The 23643-nt window shown below is 63.5% G+C and carries 22 protein-coding genes and 1 riboswitch; of the genes, 10 read left to right on the top strand and 12 right to left on the bottom strand.

Annotated elements, in window-relative coordinates:
- The first annotated feature begins 110 nt into the window (after positions 1-110).
- The 3 genes from bfr (at position 111) to OKB87_RS13510 (ending at position 3445) form a co-directional block, all read left to right on the top strand.
- Positions 111-590, top strand: coding sequence for a bacterioferritin (gene bfr / locus OKB87_RS13520; protein WP_011707537.1), 480 nt, complete (start codon positions 111-113; stop codon positions 588-590).
- 202 nt (positions 591-792) lie between these two features.
- Positions 793-2898 (top strand): DUF885 domain-containing protein, encoded by a 2106-nt coding sequence (locus OKB87_RS13515; protein WP_270827728.1) that lies wholly within the window; start codon positions 793-795, stop codon positions 2896-2898.
- Between the two features lie 88 nt (positions 2899-2986).
- Positions 2987-3445, top strand: a complete 459-nt coding sequence (locus OKB87_RS13510; protein WP_010635987.1) for a methylglyoxal synthase — start codon at positions 2987-2989, stop codon at positions 3443-3445.
- Between the two features lie 60 nt (positions 3446-3505).
- Here the strand turns inward: OKB87_RS13510 and OKB87_RS13505 are convergent, their stop codons facing one another.
- A complete protein-coding gene (locus OKB87_RS13505; RefSeq protein ID WP_010635988.1) occupies positions 3506-4093 on the bottom strand; it encodes a superinfection exclusion B family protein in 588 nt (195 codons plus the stop codon).
- A gap of 195 nt (positions 4094-4288) precedes the next feature.
- A riboswitch (yybP-ykoY riboswitch) is annotated at positions 4289-4396 on the top strand.
- A gap of 88 nt (positions 4397-4484) precedes the next feature.
- Here OKB87_RS13505 and OKB87_RS13500 point away from each other — a divergent pair.
- On the top strand, positions 4485-5471 hold the full coding sequence (locus OKB87_RS13500) for a sodium:calcium antiporter (protein ID WP_043126998.1): 987 nt from the start codon (positions 4485-4487) through the stop codon (positions 5469-5471).
- Between the two features lie 90 nt (positions 5472-5561).
- Here the strand turns inward: OKB87_RS13500 and ansB are convergent, their stop codons facing one another.
- The 3 genes from ansB to OKB87_RS13485 all read right to left on the bottom strand — a co-directional run bounded on the left by ansB (position 5562) and on the right by OKB87_RS13485 (position 7965).
- Positions 5562-6620, bottom strand: coding sequence for an L-asparaginase 2 (ansB, locus tag OKB87_RS13495; protein ID WP_270827726.1), 1059 nt, complete (start codon positions 6618-6620; stop codon positions 5562-5564).
- 132 nt (positions 6621-6752) lie between these two features.
- Positions 6753-6947, bottom strand: a complete 195-nt coding sequence (locus OKB87_RS13490) for a heavy-metal-associated domain-containing protein (protein ID WP_011707532.1) — start codon at positions 6945-6947, stop codon at positions 6753-6755.
- A 67-nt stretch (positions 6948-7014) separates the two neighbouring features.
- A complete protein-coding gene (locus OKB87_RS13485) occupies positions 7015-7965 on the bottom strand; it encodes an AEC family transporter (RefSeq protein ID WP_077095217.1) in 951 nt (316 codons plus the stop codon).
- Positions 7966-8104: 139 nt separating this feature from the next.
- Here OKB87_RS13485 and treR point away from each other — a divergent pair, with 139 nt between their 5' ends.
- The 4 genes from treR to OKB87_RS13465 all read left to right on the top strand — a co-directional run bounded on the left by treR (position 8105) and on the right by OKB87_RS13465 (position 13013).
- Positions 8105-9052: a trehalose operon repressor TreR gene (gene treR, locus OKB87_RS13480; RefSeq protein WP_043160588.1), complete on the top strand. Its 948-nt coding sequence runs from the start codon at positions 8105-8107 to the stop codon at positions 9050-9052.
- A gap of 191 nt (positions 9053-9243) precedes the next feature.
- Positions 9244-10674 (top strand): PTS trehalose transporter subunit IIBC, encoded by a 1431-nt coding sequence (gene treB, locus OKB87_RS13475; protein ID WP_270827725.1) that lies wholly within the window; start codon positions 9244-9246, stop codon positions 10672-10674.
- A 68-nt stretch (positions 10675-10742) separates the two neighbouring features.
- Positions 10743-12404 (top strand): alpha,alpha-phosphotrehalase, encoded by a 1662-nt coding sequence (gene treC / locus OKB87_RS13470; protein WP_270827724.1) that lies wholly within the window; start codon positions 10743-10745, stop codon positions 12402-12404.
- Positions 12405-12407: 3 nt separating this feature from the next.
- Complete coding sequence (locus OKB87_RS13465; RefSeq protein WP_270827723.1) at positions 12408-13013, top strand: sugar O-acetyltransferase; 606 nt, start codon at positions 12408-12410, stop codon at positions 13011-13013.
- A 119-nt stretch (positions 13014-13132) separates the two neighbouring features.
- On the opposite strand, the gene OKB87_RS13460 is transcribed toward OKB87_RS13465, so the two are convergent.
- Complete coding sequence (locus OKB87_RS13460) at positions 13133-13591, bottom strand: Lrp/AsnC family transcriptional regulator (RefSeq protein WP_215783410.1); 459 nt, start codon at positions 13589-13591, stop codon at positions 13133-13135.
- A gap of 103 nt (positions 13592-13694) precedes the next feature.
- On the opposite strand from OKB87_RS13460, the gene OKB87_RS13455 reads away from it, so the two are divergent.
- The gene (locus OKB87_RS13455) at positions 13695-14561 is read left to right on the top strand and encodes an EamA family transporter (RefSeq protein ID WP_270827722.1); all 867 of its coding nucleotides are present in this window, start codon (positions 13695-13697) and stop codon (positions 14559-14561) included.
- Between the two features lie 335 nt (positions 14562-14896).
- Positions 14897-15229 carry a hypothetical protein gene (locus tag OKB87_RS13450; RefSeq protein WP_016352131.1) on the top strand — a complete coding sequence of 111 codons (333 nt, stop codon included), beginning with the start codon at positions 14897-14899 and terminating at the stop codon, positions 15227-15229.
- A 156-nt stretch (positions 15230-15385) separates the two neighbouring features.
- Here OKB87_RS13450 and OKB87_RS13445 read toward each other — a convergent pair whose 3' ends face one another.
- The 7 genes from OKB87_RS13445 to nhaC all read right to left on the bottom strand — a co-directional run bounded on the left by OKB87_RS13445 (position 15386) and on the right by nhaC (position 23503).
- A complete protein-coding gene (locus tag OKB87_RS13445) occupies positions 15386-16816 on the bottom strand; it encodes a gamma-aminobutyraldehyde dehydrogenase (RefSeq protein WP_270827721.1) in 1431 nt (476 codons plus the stop codon).
- Positions 16817-16845: 29 nt separating this feature from the next.
- Positions 16846-17661 (bottom strand): ABC transporter permease, encoded by an 816-nt coding sequence (locus OKB87_RS13440; RefSeq protein WP_019840685.1) that lies wholly within the window; start codon positions 17659-17661, stop codon positions 16846-16848.
- A gap of 7 nt (positions 17662-17668) precedes the next feature.
- Positions 17669-18637, bottom strand: coding sequence for an ABC transporter permease (locus OKB87_RS13435; RefSeq protein ID WP_270827720.1), 969 nt, complete (start codon positions 18635-18637; stop codon positions 17669-17671).
- Positions 18634-19647, bottom strand: coding sequence for an ABC transporter ATP-binding protein (locus OKB87_RS13430; RefSeq protein ID WP_270827719.1), 1014 nt, complete (start codon positions 19645-19647; stop codon positions 18634-18636). Before OKB87_RS13430 ends, OKB87_RS13435 begins: the two co-directional genes overlap by 4 nt.
- Before the next feature lie 72 nt (positions 19648-19719).
- Positions 19720-20865: an ABC transporter substrate-binding protein gene (locus tag OKB87_RS13425; RefSeq protein WP_024944803.1), complete on the bottom strand. Its 1146-nt coding sequence runs from the start codon at positions 20863-20865 to the stop codon at positions 19720-19722.
- A 199-nt stretch (positions 20866-21064) separates the two neighbouring features.
- The gene (locus OKB87_RS13420) at positions 21065-21988 is read right to left on the bottom strand and encodes a LysR family transcriptional regulator (RefSeq protein WP_043127025.1); all 924 of its coding nucleotides are present in this window, start codon (positions 21986-21988) and stop codon (positions 21065-21067) included.
- Positions 21989-22093: 105 nt separating this feature from the next.
- The gene (nhaC, locus tag OKB87_RS13415; protein WP_017409482.1) at positions 22094-23503 is read right to left on the bottom strand and encodes a Na+/H+ antiporter NhaC; all 1410 of its coding nucleotides are present in this window, start codon (positions 23501-23503) and stop codon (positions 22094-22096) included.
- Positions 23504-23643 lie beyond the last annotated feature (140 nt).

Raw genomic sequence — 23643 nt, 5'->3', positions numbered from 1 at the left:
TTCTCAATCCCTTCCCGCAGGCGAGCTGGCTCGCCGGACCTCTTGTTGTCACTTTTCTGGACTAAGCTCTAAGGATCTCAGCCTCAGGCACGAACCAAGGAGCACTGTCGATGAAAGGAGATCCCAAGATCATTGCCCACCTCAACAAGGTGCTGGCCAATGAGCTGATAGCCATCAACCAATATTTTCTGCATGCCCGCATCTACGATGACTGGGGCCTCAAGGCGCTCGGTCACAAGGAGTATCACGAGTCCATCGATGAGATGAAACACGCCGACGAGCTGGTCAAGCGGGTGCTGTTTCTGGAAGGGCTGCCCAATTTGCAGGATCTGGGCAAGCTGCGCATCGGTGAAACGGTGGAGGAGATGCTGCGCTGCGACCTGTCGCTGGAGATGGATGCCATCCCGGATCTGAAGGTGGCCATCGCCTACGCCGAGTCGGTGCAGGACTACATCAGCCGCGACCTGTTCCAGGAGATCCTGGAAGACGAGGAGGAGCACGTGGACTGGCTGGAGACCCAGCTCGATCTCATCGATCGCATCGGGCTGGAGAACTACCAGCAGTCCCAGCTGCATCACGGCGGCTCCTGAATAGTTATGGCATGAAAAAACGATTAAAAAACCCGCTGCGGCGGGTTTTTTAATGTCTGGCTGCATAGCTTTTCATGAGGCTTATCACCATGAAAAGTAAGCTTATTTTTGTTAATCAGGTCGCAAAAAAGTACGCGGGAGAGATGCACTATTGGAACCCCTTATTGGGGACAAACAATAACAACGGTTAAAGGACTACACCATGCACTTCTTGCCCAACAAGCTGGCGCTGGCTTGCGCCATCGCACTCTCGCTCGCTGCCTGCAACGACAACAGCTCCAACGCCCCGGCGGATCCCGCCGCCACCAAGGCCTCTCTAATGCAGACCATGGACGAGGCCCTGCGCGAAGGCCAGGCGCTCGACCCCTACGGTTTTGCCATCGATGCCGCCAGCATCGCCAAGCGCAAGGCCCTCGACAGTTCTCTGCTCAAACGGCTGGATGCCCTGGACTCGAGCGTGCTGAGCGAACGGGACCGGTTGTTCTACGACATGATCCGCTGGGATCTGCAGATCAATCTGGCGGGTTACGATCTGCCCCAATCCCAGATCCCGATCCATCACTTCCGCAACCGGGTGGTGGATCTGACCGATGAGGTGGGGGCCGCCCCGGCCAGTGGCAGGGCCGCCCGCACCGTCGAGCGCGGCTTCGACTATTTCGAGCAGAGTTCGGCCGAGCGGGTCGCGCCGGGGGATGCCGCCTGGCGGCGCGATATCGATCGCCCGGCCGCAGCACCGGTTCCGGCGAGCAAGGCGAGGGCCGCCACCGCACCATTGGCCTGGTATCAGGAGCACCTCACCTGGCTCAAGGCCTATGACGGCTACCTTGCCGAGGTGAAGCACCAGTTCGAACTGGGCAGCGCCCAGGGCAACACCCTGCCGGACGAGCTGGTGGACCGGCTGCTGGCCCAGCTCAACAGCAAGCTGGATGGGGAGGCGATCGCCGGCGCCTATCTCGGCTGGCAGCAACTGCCGGGAGAGGCGGACGAGGCGCTGCGCAGCGAGTACAAGGGGGTGCTGGACAGCATCAACGGCCGTTATCTGGCGCTGCGCGACTACCTGGATTACCAGCACGGCGGCGCCTATGCGGTGCGCCTTGGCAGCGGCGAGTGCGACGACGGTTTCTGCGGCATGACCAACGGGCGCGACTGGTATCGCTGGCTGCTGAAGAAGCACACCACTACCGACATGACGCCGGAGCAGGTGCATGCGCTGGGGCTGAGCGAGGTGGAGCGGATCTTCGGCGCCATGGTCAAGGTGTGCCATACCGTTGGCAAGTGTGACAGCGACGATGTGAGCCAGACCAAGCTGAGCGGCCAGATCTACGCCTTCTTCCGCTATCTGAACGAGCCGGCCTTCTTCTATCAGAACCCGCTGGCGGTCTGGTCGGCCGGCCTCAACCCGGACAATGCAGCCGGGGCGACCCTGAGCGGGCCGCAGCAGCAGGCGCTGGCCGAACACGAGCGGGCACTGCAGGAGTACAACGCCTTCAAGAGCAAGGCGACACTGGTACTGCCAGACTTCTTCGATGCCGAGCGCACCATTCCCAAGCTGGATTACGAGGTGGTGCCCGTCTCCTATGCGGATGCGCCATACGGCGGGGTCGCCTGGTATCAGGACGGCAACCCCCAGACCGGTCGCAAAGGGCAGTTCTTCCTCAACACCTACTACCCCTATGGTCTGCAGAGCTGGAACATCAGCACCCTGCTGGCCCACGAGGCGGCGCCGGGTCACCACTTCCAGATCACCATCGCCCAGGAGCTGGCCGCCAAGGATCCCGACTTCCCGCAATACGTGGCAAACGCCTCCTACACCGCCTATGCGGAGGGCTGGGCGCTCTACACCGAATACCTGGCGGATCACGACATGGGGCTCTATCAGGGGCGCGGTCTCTATGATCCAGCGGTGGGGGACGTGAAGGTCGAGGGATCGTCCGCCTTCAACAACCAGCTGCAGTACTTCGGCCGCCTCAACGAGGAGATGCTGAGGGCCATGCGGCTGGTAGTGGATACCGGCATTCACTGGTATGGCTGGAGCCACGACCAGGCCGTCAACTACATGAAGGAGAACTCGGCGCTGGGGGCGGGGGACATCAGCTCCGAGGTGCCGCGCTACATGGCCTACACCGGCCAGGCGACCTCCTACAAGGCGGGCCAGCTGGCGCTGATCCGGATGCGGGAGTCGGCCGAGCAGGCGCTGGGCGGAGGCTTTGACCTCAAGGCGTTCCACCACCATGTGCTGGAATACGGCATGCTGCCTATCTCGGTGCTGGAGCAGAAGAACCAGCAGTGGATTGAACAGTCGAAGTGATCACAGTTACGGCGCCCGGCAAGGCAACGGGCGCCGCTTTCGATTAGGATACGGCTCTATTCAAACAACACTGCTACGGATGATGTCCATGGAACAGATCGCCCGTGAGATGGCGGCCCACAAGCGAGTGGCGCTGGTGGCTCACGACAACATGAAGACCCCCCTGCTGAACTGGGTGATGCGGCGCAAGGAGGAGCTCAAGCTCCACCACCTCTACGCCACCGGTACCACCGGCACCATGCTTGGCAAGCAGGCACAACTGCCCATCACCTGTCTCTTCTCCGGCCCCATGGGGGGCGACCAGCAGCTCGGCGCCCTGATCGCCGAGGGCAAGATCGACGTGCTGATCTTCTTCTGGGATCCCCTCAATGCGGTGCCCCACGATCCGGACGTGAAGGCCTTGCTGCGCCTTGCGGCAGTCTGGAACATCCCGGTCGCCACCAACGAGGCGACCGCCGATTTCATCATGGACAGCCCCCACATGCGCCAGGCGTTCAGCGTGCAGATCCCGGACTATGCCGGCTATCTCAAGGCCAGAACCCAGTAACGGGGCAGAAATGACAGAGCCGGCCATGGGGCCGGCTCTTTTTATTGGCGGGAACGAAGATCAGCGCTGGAAGCTTTTCTGCGCGAACTTGGGTCTGGCATTCATGATCTGCTCTACCTGCTCGTCGCTCATCTTGCCGCGCGACAGCCCCAGCACCTTGTAGGTGAGCAGCGGCCGGGCCGGCAGGGCGATCATCAGAGCGCGGATCTGGTTCTCGTCCTCTTTCTCGCGCACCGGTTTGCCATAGGCATAGGTCAGTACGCCGGCATCCATCAGGTTTTTGACGGCAGGCTCGGTGATCGGCAAGTTTATGACGCTTTTGCGTTGCAGCACGAACTCGCGCAGCACCGCCTTCTCGTTGAAGTCGAGAAAGGAGATCATCTGGGCCAGCTGATCCTGCTGGCGGCGGGACTGCCACTCGTCGCAGGCCCACTCCCAGGCGATCAGGAAGCCCTGACTGCAGAAGTAGGAGATGGCGATCAGCATGCCGACGCCGAGCCAGGCGGCGTGTGTGGCGGCCCACTGGCTGACGGCCCCCTTCATCAAACCGGCCGGAAACAGCAGGATGATGCTGCAGCAGAGCAGCAGCCAGACCATCAGCCAGTTGAGGCGGTTCAGTTGATAGAAATGTTGGATCCACCGTTTCATCGTTCACCCTTCCCAAATCAGTGTGGACAGTAGTCATCTCATAGCAAACGGTGTGCCAAGGCGCAGCGTTCACCGGCCGGGGAGTGGATCCGGATGGCAAAGATGGTGGAGAGGGCGGTTACATTCCCTTACAACTTGTTGAGTGAATGATCATTAGTTTGCCTTGTGAGGCGGCGCTCAACTTGGTAAAAAGCCCGCACTGTCATAGGGGAGTAGCAACCCGCCCGTGATCCGGGCAGGGCTCATGTCAACATTCTTGGATCCTCAGATCCATGGCATGGGCGGCGATGGCATCCATCGCTCTGCAAGACCTTTGGCCTCGATATGCAAGCCAGCCGGGCGAGCCGTATCGGGTCCATTGGTTGTTCTGCTCGCCTGGCGGTTACTCATCATGCTGATCACCCTGCTGTTATTTCTGCTCTCTGCCGTCACCATCTATCTGGCCTGCGAATATTTCGTCAACGGCATCGAATGGACCGGCCACCACTTCAAGTTCTCCCAGAGCGCCACCGGCTCCCTGCTGGCGGCCCTCGGCACGGCCCTGCCCGAATGCATCGTCACCCTGACCGCATTGCTGATGGGGAATGCCCCCGCTCAGCAGCAGATCGGGATAGGCGCCGCCCTCGGCGGTCCGCTGGTACTCTCCACCATTGGCTATGCCGCCGTCGGCGTGACCCTGCTGCTGTGCATGAGCCGCGAGCACAGGGCCATCGATGGCGAGGTGCAGCGCGAGATAGGCCGCGATCAGGCTTGGTTCGTCGGCATCTTCCTGGTGGCGGTGGCCCTTGGCATGGTGGCCTTCACCGGTAAAACCTGGCTGGCCCCGCTGTTCGTGCTGGTGTATCTGGTCTATGTGCGGCGCGAGCTGAAACAGACCGACAGCCACGAGGTCGAGTTGCCAGAGCCCCTCAAGCTGGATCCGGGTGCCGAGATCCCGGCGCTCGGCAAGGTGCTGCTGCAAACCCTGGTGGCGCTGGTGGTGGTGGCGCTGGCGGCCCAGCTGTTCGTTCATCAGCTGGAGAGCATGGGCGAGCTGTTCGGCCTCTCGCCGGTGCTGGCGGCCCTGTTGCTGAGCCCGGTGGCGACCGAGATGCCCGAGCTGATGAACGTGCTGATCTGGGTGCGGCAGGGCAAGCACCGGCTGGCGCTGGCCAATATCTCGGGGGCCATGATGATCCAGGGCACCATTCCCAAGGCGTTCTGCCTGTTGTTCACCCCCTGGCTGCTGGACAGCACCATGATGGTCTCCTCGCTGGTGACGTTGCTGGCGGTCGTGCTGTTGTGGTGGGGGTTCAGTCGGGAGCGGATGACGGCGGGCAGGCTTGCCTGGGTGGGGCTGATCTATCTTGGCTTCTGCGGCTGGTTGATGGCGAACTGAGGCACCAGCCACATCGCATGCAAAAGGGCGGGACCTTGTCCCGCCCTTTTTGTTGTCATCACCCCATGCCGGCCGATGCCGGCAAGGAGGTCAGAACTGCTGGAACCAGCGCTGGATCTGGGCCGGATCCTTGCTCTGGGTGAGCGAGAGCATCAACAGGATCCGCGCTTTCTGTGGGTTGAGGGTCTCGGCGGCGACGAAGCCGTATTTGGCGTCATCGATCTCGGCATCCAGGGTGGTGGAACCGGTCGGTGCACGGGCGGAGCGCACCACCCGGATGCCGTCCTTGCTCGCCTTGGCCAGGGTATCGAACAGGGTGTGGTAGAGGTTGCCGTTACCCACCCCGGCGCTGACGATGCCGTCGAACTTGGCATCCACCATCGCCTTGGCCGGCAGATCGGTGGCGTTGGCGTAGCTGTAGACGATGCCGACCTGCGGCAGCTTGTCGAGCTTGCTCACGTCAAACGGGGTCTTGCTGGTATGCAGACGGGCCGGGCTGCGCTGGTAGTCGATCTTGCCGTTGTGGATGTAGCCGAGCGGGCCGAAGTTGGGGGAGGCGAAGGTCTGCACCCCGGTGGTGTTGGTCTTGGTGACGTCGCGGGCATCCAGCACGGTGTCGTTCATCGCCACCATGACGCCACGCCCCTTGGAGGCGGGGTCAGAGGCGGTCACCACGGCGTTGTAGAGGTTCATCGGGCCGTCGGCGCTCATGGCGGTGGAGGGGCGCATGGCGCCGACCAGCACCACCGGCTTGTCGCTCTTGACAGTCAGGTTGAGGAAGTAGGCGGTCTCTTCCATGGTGTCGGTGCCGTGGGTGATGACGATGCCGTCCACGTCATCCTTGGCCAGCAGCTCGTTGACCCGCTTGGCCAGCTTGAGCCACACCTCGTCATTCATGTCCTGGGAGCCGATCTTGACCACCTGCTCACCCTGCACGTCGGCCACGTTCTTCATCTCGGGCACGGCGGCGATCAGTGTCTCGATGGCCACCTTGCCGGCCTCGTAGTTGGACTGGGTGGCGGACTGTCCCGCCCCGGCAATGGTACCGCCGGTGGCCAGGATATGGACGTTGGGCAGGGCCATGGCCATCGGGGAGAGGGTCAGGCCGAGGACGGCGGCGAGCAGGGTCTTGCGGATCGGGAGAGTCATGCAGCAAATCCTTCTGAGGTGAGAAAAATTGCAGCAAGTTTGCGCTTTCTGTTGCCGGGGTTTGTGATGACTCTCACCAAAAAACAGCTGGGTACAGAATTTTAACCTGTTTTATACCTACATAGAGATAATTTAACTCGCCGAGAAGCCCTTGGCTTCGATGAGGGCGATCAGCTCGGCCTTGCTCAGTTCGCTCTCGATGACGGCCTTGCTGCTGGCAAAGTCGACGCTGGCGGTGCTGACGGCAGGCTGGGCCAGCAGGGCTTTTTGCAGGCTGGCGGCGCAGCCACCGCAGGACATGCCGGAGACGGTGAGTTCGATGGTCATGGGATATCTCCTCTGTTGATAGGCAGTCAGCGTAAAGCTGCCGCCCGCGGCAAGGTCAAGCTGCTGGCTAGCCCATCAGTCCCAGGTAGTTCATCAGGGCGGCGCCCAGGCTGGTGCTGACCAGAGAACCGAGCGTGGTGGTGGCGATGATGTTGGCTGCCAGCACGCTGTCACCCCCCATGGCGCGGGTCATCACATAGCTGGCGGCTGCGGTGGGGGTGGAGCTGATGAGAAACAGGATACCGAGCGCCTGCGGGCTGAAGCCCAGCGCCCAGGCCCCCATCACCAGTAGCACCGGGATGCAGAACAGCCGGTTGGCGGTGGCCCAGCCGGTCAGCAGGGCGCCCCCGCGCAGGGCCTTGAGATTGAGGCTGGCGCCGGTGCAGAGCAAGGCCAGCGGCAGGGTCATGTTGGCGAAGTAGTTGCCGGTGGTGATCACCAGCTGGGGCAGCTCGATGCCGAGCAGGCCGAAGGGCAGGGCGGACAGAATGGCGATTATCAGCGGATTTTTGGCGATCCCCTTGAGGATCGGCTTGATCCCCTTGCTGCCCCCCAGGCTGCGGGTCAGGGTGATCACCGCGAGCACGTTGTAGAGCACGGTGACCGAGCCCACCAGCAGGGCGGCGGCGCCGATCCCCTCGGCACCGTAGGCGTTCTGTACATAGGCTAGCCCCATGATCCCCATGTTGCCGCGAAAGCTGCCCTGCACGAAGATGCCGCGCTGGCGCCGCTCGGGGATGAAGCGGGCTGCCAGCAGCTCCAGCACCAGAAAGCCGGTGAGGGTGCCGAGCAGGCCGTAGAGGATGAGCCAGGGGCTCGGCATGGTGGAAAAGTCGGTGCGCACCATGCTGAGGAACAGCAGGGCGGGCAGAGTGACTTGGAACACCAGGCGGGAGGCGGACTCGACGAAGCTGTCGGGCAACAGACCCAGCTGCTTGAGCCAGATGCCAAGCAGCAGCACCACGCAGATGGGGCCCGTAATGGAGAGGGAGAAGTGCAGACTGGCCAGCAGATCCATAATGCGCGTCCTGTGCGATGGCGAATGGCACGGCGTTCGCCGGGGCCAAAGGGGCATTCTAACGCCATGGGCTTGTATTCACAGGGGTTAATCACAACAATGTGGGCAATTCCACCGCCGAGCCCCTGTGAGCCACTTCATGGACAAAAAACTGACCATCCTCGATATCGCCCGACTCAGTGGTGTCGGCAAGTCGACCGTCTCCCGGGTGCTCAATCAGGATCCCAAGGTGAAGCAGGCGACGCGCGACCGGGTGGAGCAGATCATCGCCGAACACGGCTTCGTGCCGAGCAAGTCGGCGCGGGCCATGCGCAGCCAGAGCCAGCAGGTGGTGGGGATCATCGTCTCGCGGCTCGACTCCAGCTCGGAAAACCAGGCGGTGCGCGGCATGCTGGAGACTCTCTACCAGCGCGGTTACGACGCCGTGCTGATGGAGAGCAAGTTCTCCCCCGCCAAGGTGCAGGAGCATCTGGCGGTGCTGGAGCGGCGCGGGGTGGATGGCATCATCTTGTTCGCCTTCAACGATCTGGACTATGCCGCCATGGCGCCGCTCAGGGATAAGCTGGTGCTGGTCGCCCGCGATCACCCCGGCTTCTCCTCGGTCTGTTTCGACGATGCCGGTGCGGTGCACGCCATGCTGGACCAGCTTGCCGCCCGCGGCATTCGCGACATCGCCTACCTGGGGGTGGATACCAGCGACCTCACCACCGGCCAGCGCCGGCTCGACGCCTACCTCGGCTACTGTGCCGAGCAAGGGCTGGCGGCGCGCAGCGCCCTCGGCGATCTCAGCCTGCAGAGCGGCTACCGGCTGGCGGGGGAGCTACTCACCCCGACCACCGGCGCCCTGGTTTGCGCCAGCGACACCCTCGCCATCGGCGCGGCGAAATACCTGCAGGAGCAGGGGCGCAGCGAGGTGCTGGTGACCGGCCTTGGCAACAACCCCATGCTCAGCTTTCTCTTCCCCAACGCCCTCAGCCTGGATCTCGGCTACAAGGGGGCGGGCGAGCAGGCTGCCCGTCAGCTGCTCGGCCAGATCGAGCAGGATCTGCCCCCGCTGGCGACCATAGCCCCCAGCCACCCTCTGTGATTACCATCACCTAGTCCTGCACAAAAACTGTGCTTTTTGTGAGCTCGGCCACGAAATGGGAACGTTCCCATTTTGATCTGGCCAGATTGTCGGCATGCTAAATGGGAACGATACCAAAAACGCTCGGGCCCACTGACTGGCCCAAAAGGGCGACGCAGACCAATATCAATGGAGTCACAGAGGGAAGACTCATGTCCAAGATCAACGCACAACACCTGGCCACGCTCATCGACAAGATCGGTGGCAAGGAGAACATCGCCACCGTCAGCCACTGCCTGACCCGGCTGCGCTTCGTCCTCAACGATCCGGCCAAAGCCGACAGCAAGGCCATCGAAACCATCCCGGCGGTGAAGGGGAGTTTCACCCAGGGCGGCCAGTTTCAGGTGGTCATCGGCAACGAGGTGGAGCAGTGGTACAAGGCGCTGATCGAAGAGATCGGCGTCAGCGGCGGCAGCAAGGAGGCCGCCAAGCAGGCTGCGCGCCAGAACATGAATCCGCTGGAGCGGGGCATCTCCCATCTGGCGGAGATCTTCGTGCCGCTGCTGCCCGCCATCATCACCGGCGGTCTGATCCTGGGCTTTCGCAACGTCATCGGCGACATCAAGATGTTCGACGATGGCACTCATTCCCTCACCGAGATCAGCCAGTTCTGGGCGCAGGTGCATGCCTTCCTCTGGCTGCTGGGCGAGGCGATCTTCCACTTCCTGCCGGTGGGCGTCTGCTGGTCTGCGGTCAAGAAGATGGGCGGCTCCGAGATCCTGGGTATCGTGCTCGGTATCACCCTGGTCTCCCCGCAACTGATGAACGCCTATGGCATCGGTCAGCAGACCCCCGAGGTGTGGGACTTCGGTCTGTTCGTGATCCAGAAGGTGGGTTATCAGGCCCAGGTCATTCCGGCCCTGCTGGCGGGGGTATTCCTGGCCTGGGTGGAGACCAACCTCAAGCGGATCATTCCGGCCTATCTCTATCTGGTGATCGTGCCGTTCGTTTCGCTGCTGCTGGCGGTGATCGTGGCCCACGCCTTTATCGGCCCGTTCGGGCGCTGGCTGGGTGACGGCGTCGGTTTCGCTGCCAAGGCGGCCATGACAGGTTCGTTTGCCCCCATCGGTGCTGCCCTGTTCGGCTTCCTCTATGCGCCGCTGGTCATCACCGGCATCCACCACACCACCAACGCGGTGGATCTGCAGCTGATGCAGAGCATGGGTGGCACCCCGATCTGGCCGCTGATCGCCCTCTCCAACATCGCCCAGGCATCTGCGGTCGTCGGCATCATTCTGATCAGCCGCAAGGAGAACGAGCGGGAGATCTCGGTGCCTGCCGCCATCTCCGCCTATCTGGGGGTGACCGAGCCGGCCATGTACGGCATCAACCTCAAGTACAAGTTCCCCATGCTGTGCGCCATGGTGGGCTCCAGCCTTGCGGCCCTCATCTGCGGTTTCGCCGGGGTGATGGCCAACGGCATCGGGGTAGGGGGCCTGCCTGGCATCCTCTCCATCCAGCCGCAATACTGGGCCGTTTATTCCCTCGCCATGCTGGTGGCCATCGTGGTGCCTGTGGTGCTGACCCTGCTGGTCTACAAGCGCCAGCAGGCGGCCGGCAAGCTGGCCCAGGCCAGCGCCTGATCCCACGCATCAGGGCGACCCGCAGGGGTCGCCCTCTCCCTTTTTCATTCGAGACAAGAGCAAGACCCATGAGCCAAACACCCTGGTGGCAGAGCGCCGTGATTTACCAGATTTACCCCAAGAGCTTTCAGGATTCCGCTGCCCGTGGCACCGGCGATCTCAAGGGGATCATGGCCCGCCTCGACTATCTCAAGACCCTCGGCGTCGATGCCCTCTGGCTGACTCCGGTCTACGTCTCCCCGCAGGTGGACAACGGCTACGATATCGCCGACTACCTTGCCATCGACCCCACCTACGGCACCATGGCCGACTTCGAGGCGCTGCTGGCTGCCGCCCACGCGCGCGACATCCGCATCGTGATGGATATAGTAGTGAACCACACCTCCACCGAGCACGCCTGGTTCAAGTCGGCGCTGGGGGATAAAAACAGCCCCTACCGCGATTACTACATCTGGCGCGATCCGGTGGGCGGCGGCGTGCCCAACAACTGGCAGTCCAAGTTTGGCGGCAGCGCCTGGGAGCTGGATCCCGCCACCGGTCAGTACTACCTGCACCTGTTTGCCCGCGAGCAGGCGGATCTCAATTGGGAGAACCCGGCGGTACGTGCCGAGGTGAAAAACATCATCCACTTCTGGGCCAAGAAGGGGGTGGACGGTTTCCGGCTCGACGTCATCAACCTCATCTCCAAGGATCAGGCGTTCCCGAATGACGAGGTGGGTGATGGCCGCCGCTTCTACACCGACGGACCGCGTATCCACGAATTTTTACAGGACGTGAGCCGCGACGTCTTTGCCCCGGTCGGCGCCATGACGGTGGGGGAGATGTCCTCTACTTCGCTGGAGCACTGCCAGCGCTACGGCGCGCTGGATGGCTCCGAGCTCTCCATGGTGTTCAACTTCCACCACCTCAAGGTGGATTACCCCAACGGCGACAAGTGGACCAAGGCGCCGTTCGATTTCCTCGAACTCAAGCGCATCTTCAACCACTGGCAGAGCGGCATGCACGGCAAGGGGTGGTCGGCGTTGTTCTGGTGCAACCACGATCAGCCGCGCATCGTCTCCCGCTTCGGTGACGAGGGCGAGCATAGGGTGGTGGCCGCCAAGATGCTGGCCAGCACGCTGCACGGCTTGCAGGGCACCCCCTACATCTATCAGGGGGAGGAGATCGGCATGACCAACCCCGGTTATCAGCGCATCGATGACTATCAGGATGTGGAGAGCCGCAACATCTTCGCCATCAAGCAGGCCGAGGGGATGAGCGAGGCCGAGATCCTGGCCATTCTCGGCGCCAAGTCCCGCGACAACTCGCGCACCCCGATGCAGTGGAGCGCCGCGGCCAACGCCGGCTTCACCAGAGGAACGCCCTGGCTCAAGCCCGCCGCCAACTACCCGCTGATCAACGCCGAGGCGGCGCTGGCCGACCAGAGCTCGGTGTTCTGGCACTACCGGGATTTGATCCGCCTGCGCAAGACTCATCCCATCTTTACCCAGGGGGATTATCAGGAGCTGCTGGCGGGGCACCCGCAGATCTGGGCCTATGCCCGCCGCGCCAACGGCCAGACATTGCTGGTGGTGAGCAACTTCTACGGCGAGCCGGCCACCTTCGCCCTGCCGGACGAGCTGGCCACCGGCAAGGGGCGCCTGCTGCTGGGCAACTACCCAGATAGCCCGGCCCGGCCGCAGTCCTGTATGCTGCGCCCTTATGAATCCCTGATCTGGCTAGTGGAGTAGGCGATGAACGAGGTGATGACGAAGACGGCGGTGCGCGGCGCCGAGTGGCAGAAGATGGTAGCGGGGGCGCCTTATGATGCAGGTGACCCCGAGCTGAAAGCGGCGCGCGAGCGCTGCCGCAGGCTCTATCACACCTTCAACACCAGCTGGCAGGAGAAACCGGCGCGGGATGCCCTGCTCCATGAACTGCTGGGCGGCCGTGGCCAAGCGTGCGCCATCAACCCGCCGTTCTTTTGCGACTATGGCGCCAACATCTTCGTGGGGGAGAACTTCTACGCCAACGTGGGCTGCACCATCCTCGATGTTTGCGAGGTGCATATCGGTGACAACGTGCTGCTGGCGCCCGGGGTGCAGATCTACACCGCCGCTCACCCGGTGGCGGTGGCGCCGCGCATCAAGGGGGTGGAGTTCGGCAAGCCGGTGCGGATCGGCCACAACGTCTGGATTGGCGGGAGCACAGTCATCTGCCCCGGCGTCACCATAGGGGACAACAGCGTCATTGGCGCGGGCTCGGTGGTGACCAAGGATGTGCCGGCAGGTGTGGTGGCGGCCGGCAACCCCTGCAAGGTGTTGCGGCCGATGACGGAGGAGGAGCTGGCGGCGGTCTGACCTAGCCGGGGCGGGTAATCCCGCCCCGGTTGACATCTGGCGCCGCGCTCAAGGCGCCATCCTTCATCTGATTTCTTCCCAAGGGACGTGCCGGCCCGACCGGGCAGTGCGCTCTCACCTCAGGCAGGCAGCAAGGCTCCGCAGCGTTTGTGCTGTTTCATGACCACCAGGGTCTTGAAGCTGCGCACCTGCTCCCTGGCATGCAGCACCCGCCGGGTAAACAGGTCGTAGCTCTGCATGTCCCGTGCGGCGACCTGCAGCACGAAGTCCTGCTCCCCCGTGACGTACCAGAGGTCCATGACCTCCGGCTCCCCTTGCAGGCTGGCGATCATCTCATCGACGATGCGGCCGTGATCCCGCTCCAGCGTCACGAGCACCAGCATGGTGATGGGCCAGCCCATGGTGGCCGGTGCCACCAGCGCGACCTCCCGTTCGATGAGTTCCGCCTCCCGCAGCACCCGCACGCGGCGGTAACAAGCCGGTGCCGAGAGGCCGACCCGGTGGGCCAGCTCGGGGATCGGCAGGCGGGCATCCTGCTGCAGTTCGGCGAGGATAAGCAGATCGAATTTGTCGGTCATGGGGAGAGAGATAAAAATTATCGAATAGGGCCAGTTTTAGACCGAAATTATGGCCGTCGCCAGATATATTTTACTTCTCATTGTCTGCTCAGGTTTGAACAAGATGCCGCCGAACACCACTGCTTTCTCCTCCCTGCTGGCGGTCATCCTCGCCATGCTGTCGATTACCCTCGGTGCCTCGCTGGCCAAGTCCCTGTTTCCCCTGATCGGGGCCGCCGGTACCACCTTGTTCCGACTGGGATGCGCCGCCCTGCTCCTCTCACTGGTGTTTCGCATCTGGCGAATGCCCTTCGATCGACACACCCTGCTGGGGGCCATCCCCTATGGGCTGTCGCTGGGAGCAATGAATCTGCTCTTCTATCTGGCGATCGAGCGGATCCCTCTCGGCGTGGCGCTGGCCATCGAGTTCATCGGCCCCTTGACAGTGGCGCTGCTCGGCTCGCGCCATCGGGCAGACTTCCTCTGGCTGGCGCTGGCCATCGTCGGCCTGCTGTTGTTGCTGCCGCTGCGGGCGGCCGAACAGACCCTCGATCCGCTGGGGGCGGCGTTGGCGCTCGGGGCCGGGGTGTTCTGGGGGCTCTATATGCTAACCGGCAAGCGGGCCGGTGCCCTGCTGGGGGCGCAGGCGCCGACGCTGGGCATGTGGGTGGGGGCCTTGCTGGTACTGCCCTTCGGCCTCGGTGGTGCGAGTGAGGCGACCTTCACCCTGCCCGTGGTGTTGACCATCGTGGGGGTAGGGCTGCTCTCCAGCGCGATTCCCTACTCCCTCGAGATGTTTGCCCTGCGCCGGCTGCCGCTCAAGAGCTACGGCATTCTGACCAGCGGTGAACCCGCCATGGGGGCCCTGATGGGGTTGCTGTTGCTGGGGGAACAATTGCCCCCTGCCCAGTGGCTGGGGATCGCGGCGATCATCGTCGCCTCCATGGGTACCACCTGGCAAGGCGGGCGCCGGCGTACCGAGCCGGCGTGATCTGCCGGGCCCGTATGGCAGCCGGATTACGCTCATTACCCTGCCGGTGGGGGTTTGCTCTTCGCTGAACCCGGGATGTACAGCCACTTCAGATTTTTTGAACATCTAGGCCAGTTTATCTCGCTAACAATGGCGAGCCTGGATGTTTAATATTCACTCAACGCTTAGGCAGGAACGCCAAGCGGCCAAATAACTGGTCGTTCAAGGCTGTGGCACTCTCAAACAGGGTGCCGGATGTCGGTGAAAGAACAACACACTATTTGAATAACCTCTTGCAAGGATGCATTGATTCGGGCCCGTCGGCCCAGGCAATGACATAAAAACCAAGAGAGTGAATGAACATGAAAAACGTAATCAAGATGCTGGCCGTTGCAGGCCTGATGACCGCAGGTTTCGCCCAGGCTTCCGTTCCGGCTGACTTCAACGCCGCCCCGGGCGTGCTGTTTGTGAACTGGCACGCGACCGCCGCCGTCGAAGGCAAGGCCAACCCCATGCTGGAAGTGCGTGACGAGTCTGGCGACGTGGTTGCCTCCGTCCATGCCAACCTGATGGGCACCCAGCAAGTGCAGATCCCGAGCCGCACCCAGGGCAACCTGACCGTGAGCCTGGGTGATCAGAGCAGCGACTACCGCATTCCGTTCGGTATCGGCAGCGGCAAGCAGCGCTAAGCCGACGACGCCCTGGCGCGATGGCCGCAGACCGCACCGGTTCGACCGGTACCGTCCCCGGCCATGATCGCCAGCGTGGCGTGAAGATGCAGAGTGCTCAGAGAGAAGGCCCCGCCATGCGGGGCCTTCTGCTTTTCGTGTTCGGTTGGCCGAGCCTCACAGCTTGAGCATGATGTGGCGCGGCACCGTGTAGTCCTCCAGCGCGTAGAGGGAGAGATCTTTGCCGTAGCCTGACATCTTCATGCCGCCGTGGGGCATCTCGGAGGTGAGCATGAAGTGGGTGTTGATCCAGGTACAGCCATATTGCAGGTGGCTGGCCACCTTGCTGGCAAGGCCGAGATCACGGGTCCAGACCGAGCTGGCGAGGCCGTAGTCGGAGTCGTTGGCCCATTGCACCACCTGCTCGGTGTCGCTGAAGCGGGTCACCGACACCACCGGGCCGAACACTTCGCGGCGCACGATTTCATCCTCCTGACGGGCATGGGCGATCAGGGTCGGCTCGAAGAAGAAGCCGTTGCCCGGGCGGATCTTGCCCCCCGCCGTCACCTCCACGTGACCGCTGCTCTGGGCCCGCTCCACGAAGCTGGCCACCCGGTTGCGCTGCCGGTCCGAAATGAGCGGCCCCATCTCCACCCCCTCCTCGCGCGGACCGCCCACCTTGATGGAGGCGACCGCATCCGTCATGGCGGCGACAAACTTGTCGTAGATCTTGCCCTGGGCATAGATGCGGCAGGCGGCGGTGCAATCCTGGCCGGCGTTGTAGAAGCCGAAGGTACGAATGCCCGCCACCACGGCCTCCAGATCCGCATCGTCGAAGATGATGACCGGCGCCTTGCCGCCCAGCTCCAGGTGGGTTCGCTTCATGGTGCGGGCGGCGCTCTGCAGGATCTTCTGGCCGGTGGCGATGTCACCGGTGAGCGACACCATGCGCACCAGCGGGTGCTCCACCAGCGGCGCCCCCACGCTCTCGCCCCGGCCGCAGACGATGTTGATGACACCGCGCGGGAAGAGCTCGCTGGCGAGCTCCGCCAGGCGCAGGGCGGTGAGCGGGGTCTGCTCGGAGGGCTTGAGCACCACCGTATTGCCGGCGGCGAGCACCGGGGCCATCTTCCAGGCCGCCATCATCAACGGATAGTTCCAGGGGGCGATACTGCCCACCACCCCGATGGGATCGCGACGGATCATGCTGGTGTGCCCCTCGATGTACTCCCCCGCCAGCGGCCCCTGCAGACAGCGGGCCGCGCCGGCGAAGAAGCGGAAGCAGTCCACCACCGCCGGCAGCTCGTCATTGAGCACCGCCAGATAGGGCTTGCCGCAGTTGAGGGATTCGAGCGCCGCAAACTCCTCGGCGTGGCGCTCGATGGCGTCGGCCAGGCGCAGCAGCAGGGTACTGCGGCTCGCCGGGGTAGTGCGGCTCCACTGGGCGAAGGCGCGCTGGGCGCCGTTCACCGCCCGGTTCACCTGCTCGAAAGAGGCTTCTGGCACCGAGGCGAGAAGTTCCCCGGTGGCCGGGTTGAGGATGGGCTCGGCCTGGCCGTCACCGGTGACGAACTGACCGTCGATCAAGAGTTGGGTAGAGAGTTTCATGGTTGCATCCTTGCGCACGCGTTGAGTCGTTATTTGCCACTGCCTGCGACGTCCTGGCCGTCGCGAGTGAGGTAGTAGGCAAGCAGAATGGGAATGGTAGTGAAGGCCACTATGATGAGCGCCACCACGTTGGTGACCGGCCTGTCCCGTGGCCGGATCAGCTCCTGATACATCCAGATCGGCAGCGTGGTCTGCTGGCCGGCGGTGAAGGTGGTGACGATCACCTCGTCAAAGCTGAGGGCGAACGCCAGCATGCCCCCCGCCAGCAGGGCGGTGGCGAGGTTGGGCAGGATCACGTAGCGCAGGGTCTGGAAGCCGTCGGCACCGAGATCCATCGACGCCTCGATGAGGCTCTGGTTGGTGCGGCGAAAGCGCGCCAGGGCATTGTTGTAGACCACCACCACGCAGAAGGTGGCGTGACCGATGACGATGGTCCAGAAGCTGAAGGGGATCTCCATCACCCCGTAGGCGGAGCGCAGCGCGATGCCGGTGACGATGCCGGGCAGGGCGATGGGCAGCACCAGCAAGAGCGACACCACCTCCTGGCCGAAGAAGCGGCTGCGGGCGATGGCCCCCGCCGCCAGAGTGCCGAGTACCATGGCGGCCAGCGTCGCCAGCCCCGCTACCTCCAGCGACAGCTGGATGGCGCGCCACACGTCGGGGCGGTTGAGGGTCACCTCGAACCACTTGAGGGTGAGCCCGGGCGGTGGGAACTGGTAGCTCTTGCTCTCGCTGGTGAAGGCGTAGAGGAAGATGAACAGGATCGGAAAGTGCAGGAACAAGAGGCCGCCGATGGCTGCGTACTTGAGCAGGCCGGAGGGCTGGCTGCCATGGTCCCGTTTCATGGAGGTATTAGAGCGCATCGAAGGCCCCCAAGCGTTTTGCTATCGCCAAATAGATGGCGATGATAAGGATCGGCACCAGCGAGAAGGCGGCGGCGAAGGGCAGGTTGCCCGCCGTGCCCTGCTGCATGTAGACCACCTGACCTATGTACATGGTGGAGTTGCCTATGATGCCGGGGATGATGTAGTCCCCCAGCGTCAGGGAGAAGGTGAAGATGGAGCCCGCCACCACGCCGGGCAGGGCCAACGGCAGGATCAGGGTGCGAAAGGTCTGGGCCGGGGTGGCGCCGAGATCGCCGCTCGCCTCCAGCAGGGAGCGCGGGATCCGCTCCACCGCCGCCTGGATGGGCAGGATCATGAAGGGTAGCCAGACGTAGATGAACACGATGAAGGTGCCGATGCGCGAGAACGACAGCGACGGCCCCCCGATCACCGGCAGCGAGAGGACGGCGTCCAGCAGCCAGTCCAGTCCCAGAGTATCTGCCAGCCAGCTGATGACCCCCTCCTTGGCCAGGATCAGCTTCCAGGCGTAGACTCGCACCAGATAACTGGACCAGAGCGGCAGCATGATGCCGACGTAGAACAGGGCCCGGGTCTTGCCGCTGGTGTAGCGCGCCATGTAGTAGGCCACCGGAAAGCCGAGCAGGGCGCAGGCCAGCGTCACCAGCAGCGACATGCCGACGGTGCGCAGGATCACGTCCAGGTTCTCCGCCCGCAGCAGGGCGACGAAGTTCTGCAGCCCCAGCTCGTGGCGGATCTGGCCGCTGAACTCGTCCAGCCCGAAGAAGGCATTGGAGAGCAGCATCAGCAGGGAGCCGACATAGATGATGCCGAGCCAGAGCAGCGGCGGCCCGAGCAGGATGGCCAGCAACAGACCCGGCCGCCCGTAGAGCAGGGTGGAAAGGCGCCGCAGCGGCCGATAGGAGAGGGGGGCAGTGGGTTGGTTCATGGCAAGGCTCGCACTGTGGGGGGCGCTCATGGTTGAGCTCCCTGAGGGGCGGTGTGCAGGCGATGGATCGCCTGCTCCGGCCAGCTGAGGCTGACCCGGGCGCCACGGGGCAGGCGGGCCTGGCCCTCGTTGGGGTGGTTGACGATAAGCTCGAGCTGCTCGCCGAGAGCGACCCGGTAGCGCACGAAGGGGCCGAGGTACTCCACTTCGCGCACCTCCCCTGACCAGCCCGGTGTACCGGCCTCGGCGAGCCGGATCCGTTCCGGGCGCACCATCATCTGGCGAGCATCGCCGCACAGACGGCGGGCCTGCTCCCCCTCGAACAGGTTGACGGTGCCGACAAAGCGGGCGACGAAGGGGGTGGCGGGGGCGTCGTAGATGGTATCCGGCGCGGCGATCTGCTCAATCTTGCCCTGATTGAAGATGCAGATGCGGTCGCTCATGGAGAGCGCCTCCTGCTGATCGTGGGTGACGAAGATGAAGGTGATGCCGAGCTGGCGCTGCAAGGCTTTCAGTTCGAGCTGCATCTGCTCGCGCAGCTTGAGGTCGAGCGCCCCGAGCGGCTCGTCCAGCAGCAGGATGCGCGGCTGGTTGATCAGCGCCCGGGCGATGGCGATGCGCTGGCGCTGGCCGCCGGAGAGCTGGCCGGGCTTGCGGTTGCCGACGCCGGGCAGGCGCACCAGCTCCAGCATCTCGTCCACCTTGCGGTAACGCTCCGCCTTGGCGACACCCTTGAGCATCAGGCCGTAGCCGATGTTGTCGCGCACATCCATGTTGGGAAACAGGGCGTAGTCCTGAAACACGGTATTGAGGTTGCGATCATAGGGGGGCACGGTGGAGCAGGGCTCGCCGAACAGCCGGATCTCCCCCTCGCTCGGGTATTCGAAGCCCGCGATCATCCGCAGGCAGGTGGTCTTGCCGGAACCGCTCGGCCCCAACAGGGTGAAAAACTCACCGGCCGGGATCTGGAAGGAGATGTCATCGACCGCCTTCACCTCGCCATAGTGGCGGCTGACCCGGTCAAATTGTACGGCATTCATGGGGCGTCCTTGTCTGTGTGGGAAGCGGGCCGGACTCCTGTCCGGCCCCATATCGGCATTTACTGAGGCACCTCAGCGACCACCCAGGATGGCGATATAGTCCGAGACCCAGCGGTAGTAAGGAACGCAGGTTCCCTGGCTCTTGCACTGGGTGACGGGGGTACGCCAGAAGCGCACTCGATCGAAGTTGTCGATGCCGTTGGTTTTGCACCCCTCTTTCCCGAGCAGGGCATTGCCCTCGCAGGCGGCTGGCACTACGGGTACGGAGCCGAACCAGGAGGCGAGATCCCCCTGCAGCTTGTTGTTGAGGGAGTGCTCCAGCCACTGATAGGCACAGGTGAGGTTCTTCGCCTCGCTGTGCACCATGCTGGTGTCGGCCCAGCCGGTGACGCCCTCCTTGGGCACCGTGGTGGCGATGGGCTGCTTGTCGGCAATCAGGGTATTGGCCTGGAACGGCCAGGAGCCGGAGGCGACCACCCCCTCGTTCTTGAAGTCGTCGATCTGGACGAAGGCGTCGTGCCAGTAGCGTCCCACCAGCTGACGCTGCTGGCGCAAGAGATCGAGGGCGGCCTTGTACTGATCCTCGTTCAGCTCGTAAGGATCCTTGATGCCGAGCGCCGGCTGGTGGCTCATCAGATAGAGGGCGGCATCGGCGATGTGGATCGGGCCGTCGAACGCTTGCACCCGCCCCTTGTTGGACTTGCCGTCCGGCAGGGTCTGCTCTTCGAACACCACGCTCCAGGAGTCGGGCGCCTTGGGGAACACCTTGGTGTTGTACATCAGGATGTTGCCGCCCCACTGGTAGGGCACGCCGTAGTGCTTGCCGTCCACCGTGTGCCAGGGAGCATTCTGCAGGCGGGGGTCTATCTTGCCGTAGCTCGGGATGAGCGCCAGGTTGAGCGCCTGCACCTTGCCGCCGGCGATGAGGCGCAGGCTGGCGTCGCCGGAGGCAGTCACCAGATCGAAGCCTCCCTCGTTCATCAGCGCCACCATCTCGTCCGAGGTGGCGGCCGTCTTGACGTTGACCTTGCAGCCGGTCTCTTGCTCGAAGCCGGTGACCCAGTCGTAGTTCTTGTCGGTCTCGCCGCGCTCCACGTAGCCGGCCCAGGCCACGATGTTGAGCTGGCCTTCACCCTTGCCGAGGGTGGTAGGGGCTGCCTGGGTCTGGCCTGCCAGCAGGGCGGGGATCAGGGCCAGGGTGAGGGGGGTCAGTTTCATCTTGCTCTCCTTGCTGGGGCGGGCACGGTTGTGATGCCACGCTGACAATTAACATCCTGTTAACTAGTCATGAGCGTAGGAGAAGCCGTGAGCAATGAGAATTTCAATTTTTAACGTCAGAGGTATCTGCTAAATCGATATCGAGTGCAGATGAATCTGAATTTCTGCGGCAGATACCACGACAGTGCAAGGGGCGGGTTCAGCGGGCGAGGGGCTGACGGGCCCGCAGCCGGCTCTGATCCCGCACTATGTCGATGAACTCGCGGGCGGTCCACTCCAGCCGCGAGCCGCGCCGCCACACCAGGCCGATGTCGATGGCGGGGATGGGCTCCTTGATGGCGCGGGCCTCGACCCGCTCCTGCTCCAGCGACCAGGGGCGGTAGGCAAAGTCCGGCAGCAGGGCGAGCCCGAGCTGGCTCGCCACCAGGCTGCGCACCGCTTCCACCGAGGCAGTACGCAGCACGATGCGTGGCGCTATGCCGTAGCGGCGCAGGCCGCCACCGATGATCTGGTCCAGCTGGTCGGCGGTCAGCGAGATCATGGCCTCCTCGCCGAGCGCCTTGAGAGAGAGGGTCGACTCGGCGCAGAGCGGGTGGTTGGCGGCGAGCCAGACCCGTAGCGGTGAGCGGGTCAGCAGCTCGGTATCGAACGCCTCCTGGCGGATGGTGCGGTTGGTCATCAGGATCCCCACATCCACCTCGCCGTTGACGATCTGGTGCTCGAGATAGGGCTGCTCATCCTCCTTCACCTCGATCTGCACCGCCGGGAAGGCGCGGCGAAAGCGGCCGAGCGCCTCCGACAGGTAGTAGCCGGCCACCAGCGTGGTCACGCCTATGGTGAGCCGCCCCTGATCCTGCTGGGCCACCGCCTTGAGGGACTGGCCGGCTTCGGTCATGGCGCCGAGGATGCGACGGGCGTGCAGCAGAAACTGGTGACCCTGGGTGGTGAGGCTGACACCGCGCGGATTGCGCTCGAACAGGGCGGCGCCGAGCTCGGTCTCCAGCTCGCGGATGGCGCTGGTGACCGCCGACTGGGAGATGTGCAGCTCGGCGGCGGCGCGGCTGACCGAGAAGCTGTCGGCCACCGCCACGAAATAGCGGATCTGGCGAAAGGTGAAGTTCATCTGGGCGTCCTGCCGCGTGTGATCAAGGTGACTGCCAGCTTACCCTCGAATCGCGGCCAGACAAAAGGCGCCGTGCTGGCGCCTTTGTCATGGTTTTTCCGGCGGTTAGCGGGAGCTGGCCGCCTCGATCACCGGGATCCGGTTCACCGCCTTGCCGAGATAGGCGAGGGTGATGGTCACTATGATGCAGGTGAAGCTGAGCCACATGTAGGGCAGGTAGTCGAGGGTCGCCACCCCCAGTACCCCGGCCATGAAGATGCCGTTGTCGCTCCAGGGCACCATGCCGCAGGTGAGGGTGCCGCCGAACTCGGCGTTGCGGGAGAGGTTCTTGCGTGCCAGTCCCAGCCGGTCGTAGTTCTTGGCCATGATCTTGGGAGTCAGGATCAGCGACACATACATGGCCGAGCCGAACACGTTGGCCAGGAAGGCAGTACCTATGGTGTGGGTAGTCAGGCTGCCAGCACCCTTGATGCGCTTCTCGAAGGCGCTGGCGATCACTTCCAGAATGCCGACCTTCTCCAGCAGGCCGCCAAACCCCAAGCCGAAGATGATGACGGCCACCGAGCCCAGCATGGACTCCATGCCACCGCGGCCTAGGATGTTGTCGATGAAGTCGACGCCGGAGGTGATGGCAAACGGACTGTAGGCGGAGTGCATCGCCTTGACCGGATCCATGTCCTGGAACAGGATGGCCCAGACAAGGCCCAGCAGGGCGCCGAAGCTGATCACCGGGAAGGCGGGTTTGCGGTTGGCCAACAGGCCCAGCACCAGCACCACTGGGACTATGGCCAGCGGGGTGATGTTGAACTGCTTGTCGAGTGCTTCCATCACCAGATTGACCTGCTCCAGGCTGACGTTGCCGGAGTACTGCATGCCGACCACGGTGAACAGGGCGGCGGTGATGACATAGGAGAACAGGCTGATGGGCAGCATCCCCTTGATGTGTTCCATCACGTCGACGTTGGACATGGTCGAGGCCAGCACCACGGAGTCTGAGAGCGGGGAGAGCTTGTCACCGAAGTAGACGCCGGAGAGCACGGCACCCGCTACCAGCGGTGCGGGCACGCCGAGGCTGTGGCCGATCCCCATCATGGCGATGCCGGCGGTGGCAGCCGAGCCCCAGGAGGTGCCGGTGGCCAGTGAGGTCAGCGAGCAGATGATCAGGGTCGCCAGCAGGAAGATGGACGGGTGAATCACCTTGAGGCCGAAGTAGATGATGCTGGGGACGATGCCGCCGGCAATCCAGGTGCCCACCAGAGCCCCGACGGAGACCAGGATCAGGATGGCCCCCATCCCCTTGGCGACGCCGTCGACGGCCGCCTGCTCCAGGGATTTGTAATCATGACCGAGCTTGATGCCGAGCCCCATGATGACGAACCAGGCGATGAACAGTGCCAACTGGATTGGCAGGTCGAGCACGCTGGTGAAGGAGAAGGCCAGGGCCAGGAAAATGGCCAGGCAGGCAAACACCTGCGACATGCCCGGCAATCGGATGTGGTTTTGTTGGTTTTGCATAGATACTTCCTAAACTCTTGCTCGCCAAGGTCAGTCCCTCTCGTCCTGTGGATACACGTATCCCGAGGGGCCCACCCAAAAAGAGGCCGCAATCTAACACAAACCTGGGGGGGCAAATCCCAACTGATTTAGCAAAAATG

This window comes from Aeromonas sp. Y318-1, from assembly GCF_027706125.1.
Classification (GTDB): domain Bacteria; phylum Pseudomonadota; class Gammaproteobacteria; order Enterobacterales; family Aeromonadaceae; genus Aeromonas; species Aeromonas hydrophila.
This window is presented reverse-complemented; position numbering and strand designations above follow the sequence as displayed.

Coding starts and splice junctions, on each gene's coding strand:
- bfr (WP_011707537.1), top strand. CDS start 111: ATGAAAGGAGATCCCAAGATCATTGCCCACCTCAACAAGGTGCTGGCC.
- OKB87_RS13515 (WP_270827728.1), top strand. CDS start 793: ATGCACTTCTTGCCCAACAAGCTGGCGCTGGCTTGCGCCATCGCACTC.
- OKB87_RS13510 (WP_010635987.1), top strand. CDS start 2,987: ATGGAACAGATCGCCCGTGAGATGGCGGCCCACAAGCGAGTGGCGCTG.
- OKB87_RS13505 (WP_010635988.1), bottom strand. CDS start 4,093: ATGAAACGGTGGATCCAACATTTCTATCAACTGAACCGCCTCAACTGG.
- OKB87_RS13500 (WP_043126998.1), top strand. CDS start 4,485: ATGCTGATCACCCTGCTGTTATTTCTGCTCTCTGCCGTCACCATCTAT.
- ansB (WP_270827726.1), bottom strand. CDS start 6,620: ATGACTCTCCCGATCCGCAAGACCCTGCTCGCCGCCGTCCTCGGCCTG.
- OKB87_RS13490 (WP_011707532.1), bottom strand. CDS start 6,947: ATGACCATCGAACTCACCGTCTCCGGCATGTCCTGCGGTGGCTGCGCC.
- OKB87_RS13485 (WP_077095217.1), bottom strand. CDS start 7,965: ATGGATCTGCTGGCCAGTCTGCACTTCTCCCTCTCCATTACGGGCCCC.
- treR (WP_043160588.1), top strand. CDS start 8,105: ATGGACAAAAAACTGACCATCCTCGATATCGCCCGACTCAGTGGTGTC.
- treB (WP_270827725.1), top strand. CDS start 9,244: ATGTCCAAGATCAACGCACAACACCTGGCCACGCTCATCGACAAGATC.
- treC (WP_270827724.1), top strand. CDS start 10,743: ATGAGCCAAACACCCTGGTGGCAGAGCGCCGTGATTTACCAGATTTAC.
- OKB87_RS13465 (WP_270827723.1), top strand. CDS start 12,408: ATGAACGAGGTGATGACGAAGACGGCGGTGCGCGGCGCCGAGTGGCAG.
- OKB87_RS13460 (WP_215783410.1), bottom strand. CDS start 13,591: ATGACCGACAAATTCGATCTGCTTATCCTCGCCGAACTGCAGCAGGAT.
- OKB87_RS13455 (WP_270827722.1), top strand. CDS start 13,695: ATGCCGCCGAACACCACTGCTTTCTCCTCCCTGCTGGCGGTCATCCTC.
- OKB87_RS13450 (WP_016352131.1), top strand. CDS start 14,897: ATGAACATGAAAAACGTAATCAAGATGCTGGCCGTTGCAGGCCTGATG.
- OKB87_RS13445 (WP_270827721.1), bottom strand. CDS start 16,816: ATGAAACTCTCTACCCAACTCTTGATCGACGGTCAGTTCGTCACCGGT.
- OKB87_RS13440 (WP_019840685.1), bottom strand. CDS start 17,661: ATGAAACGGGACCATGGCAGCCAGCCCTCCGGCCTGCTCAAGTACGCA.
- OKB87_RS13435 (WP_270827720.1), bottom strand. CDS start 18,637: ATGAGCGCCCCCCACAGTGCGAGCCTTGCCATGAACCAACCCACTGCC.
- OKB87_RS13430 (WP_270827719.1), bottom strand. CDS start 19,647: ATGAATGCCGTACAATTTGACCGGGTCAGCCGCCACTATGGCGAGGTG.
- OKB87_RS13425 (WP_024944803.1), bottom strand. CDS start 20,865: ATGAAACTGACCCCCCTCACCCTGGCCCTGATCCCCGCCCTGCTGGCA.
- OKB87_RS13420 (WP_043127025.1), bottom strand. CDS start 21,988: ATGAACTTCACCTTTCGCCAGATCCGCTATTTCGTGGCGGTGGCCGAC.
- nhaC (WP_017409482.1), bottom strand. CDS start 23,503: ATGCAAAACCAACAAAACCACATCCGATTGCCGGGCATGTCGCAGGTG.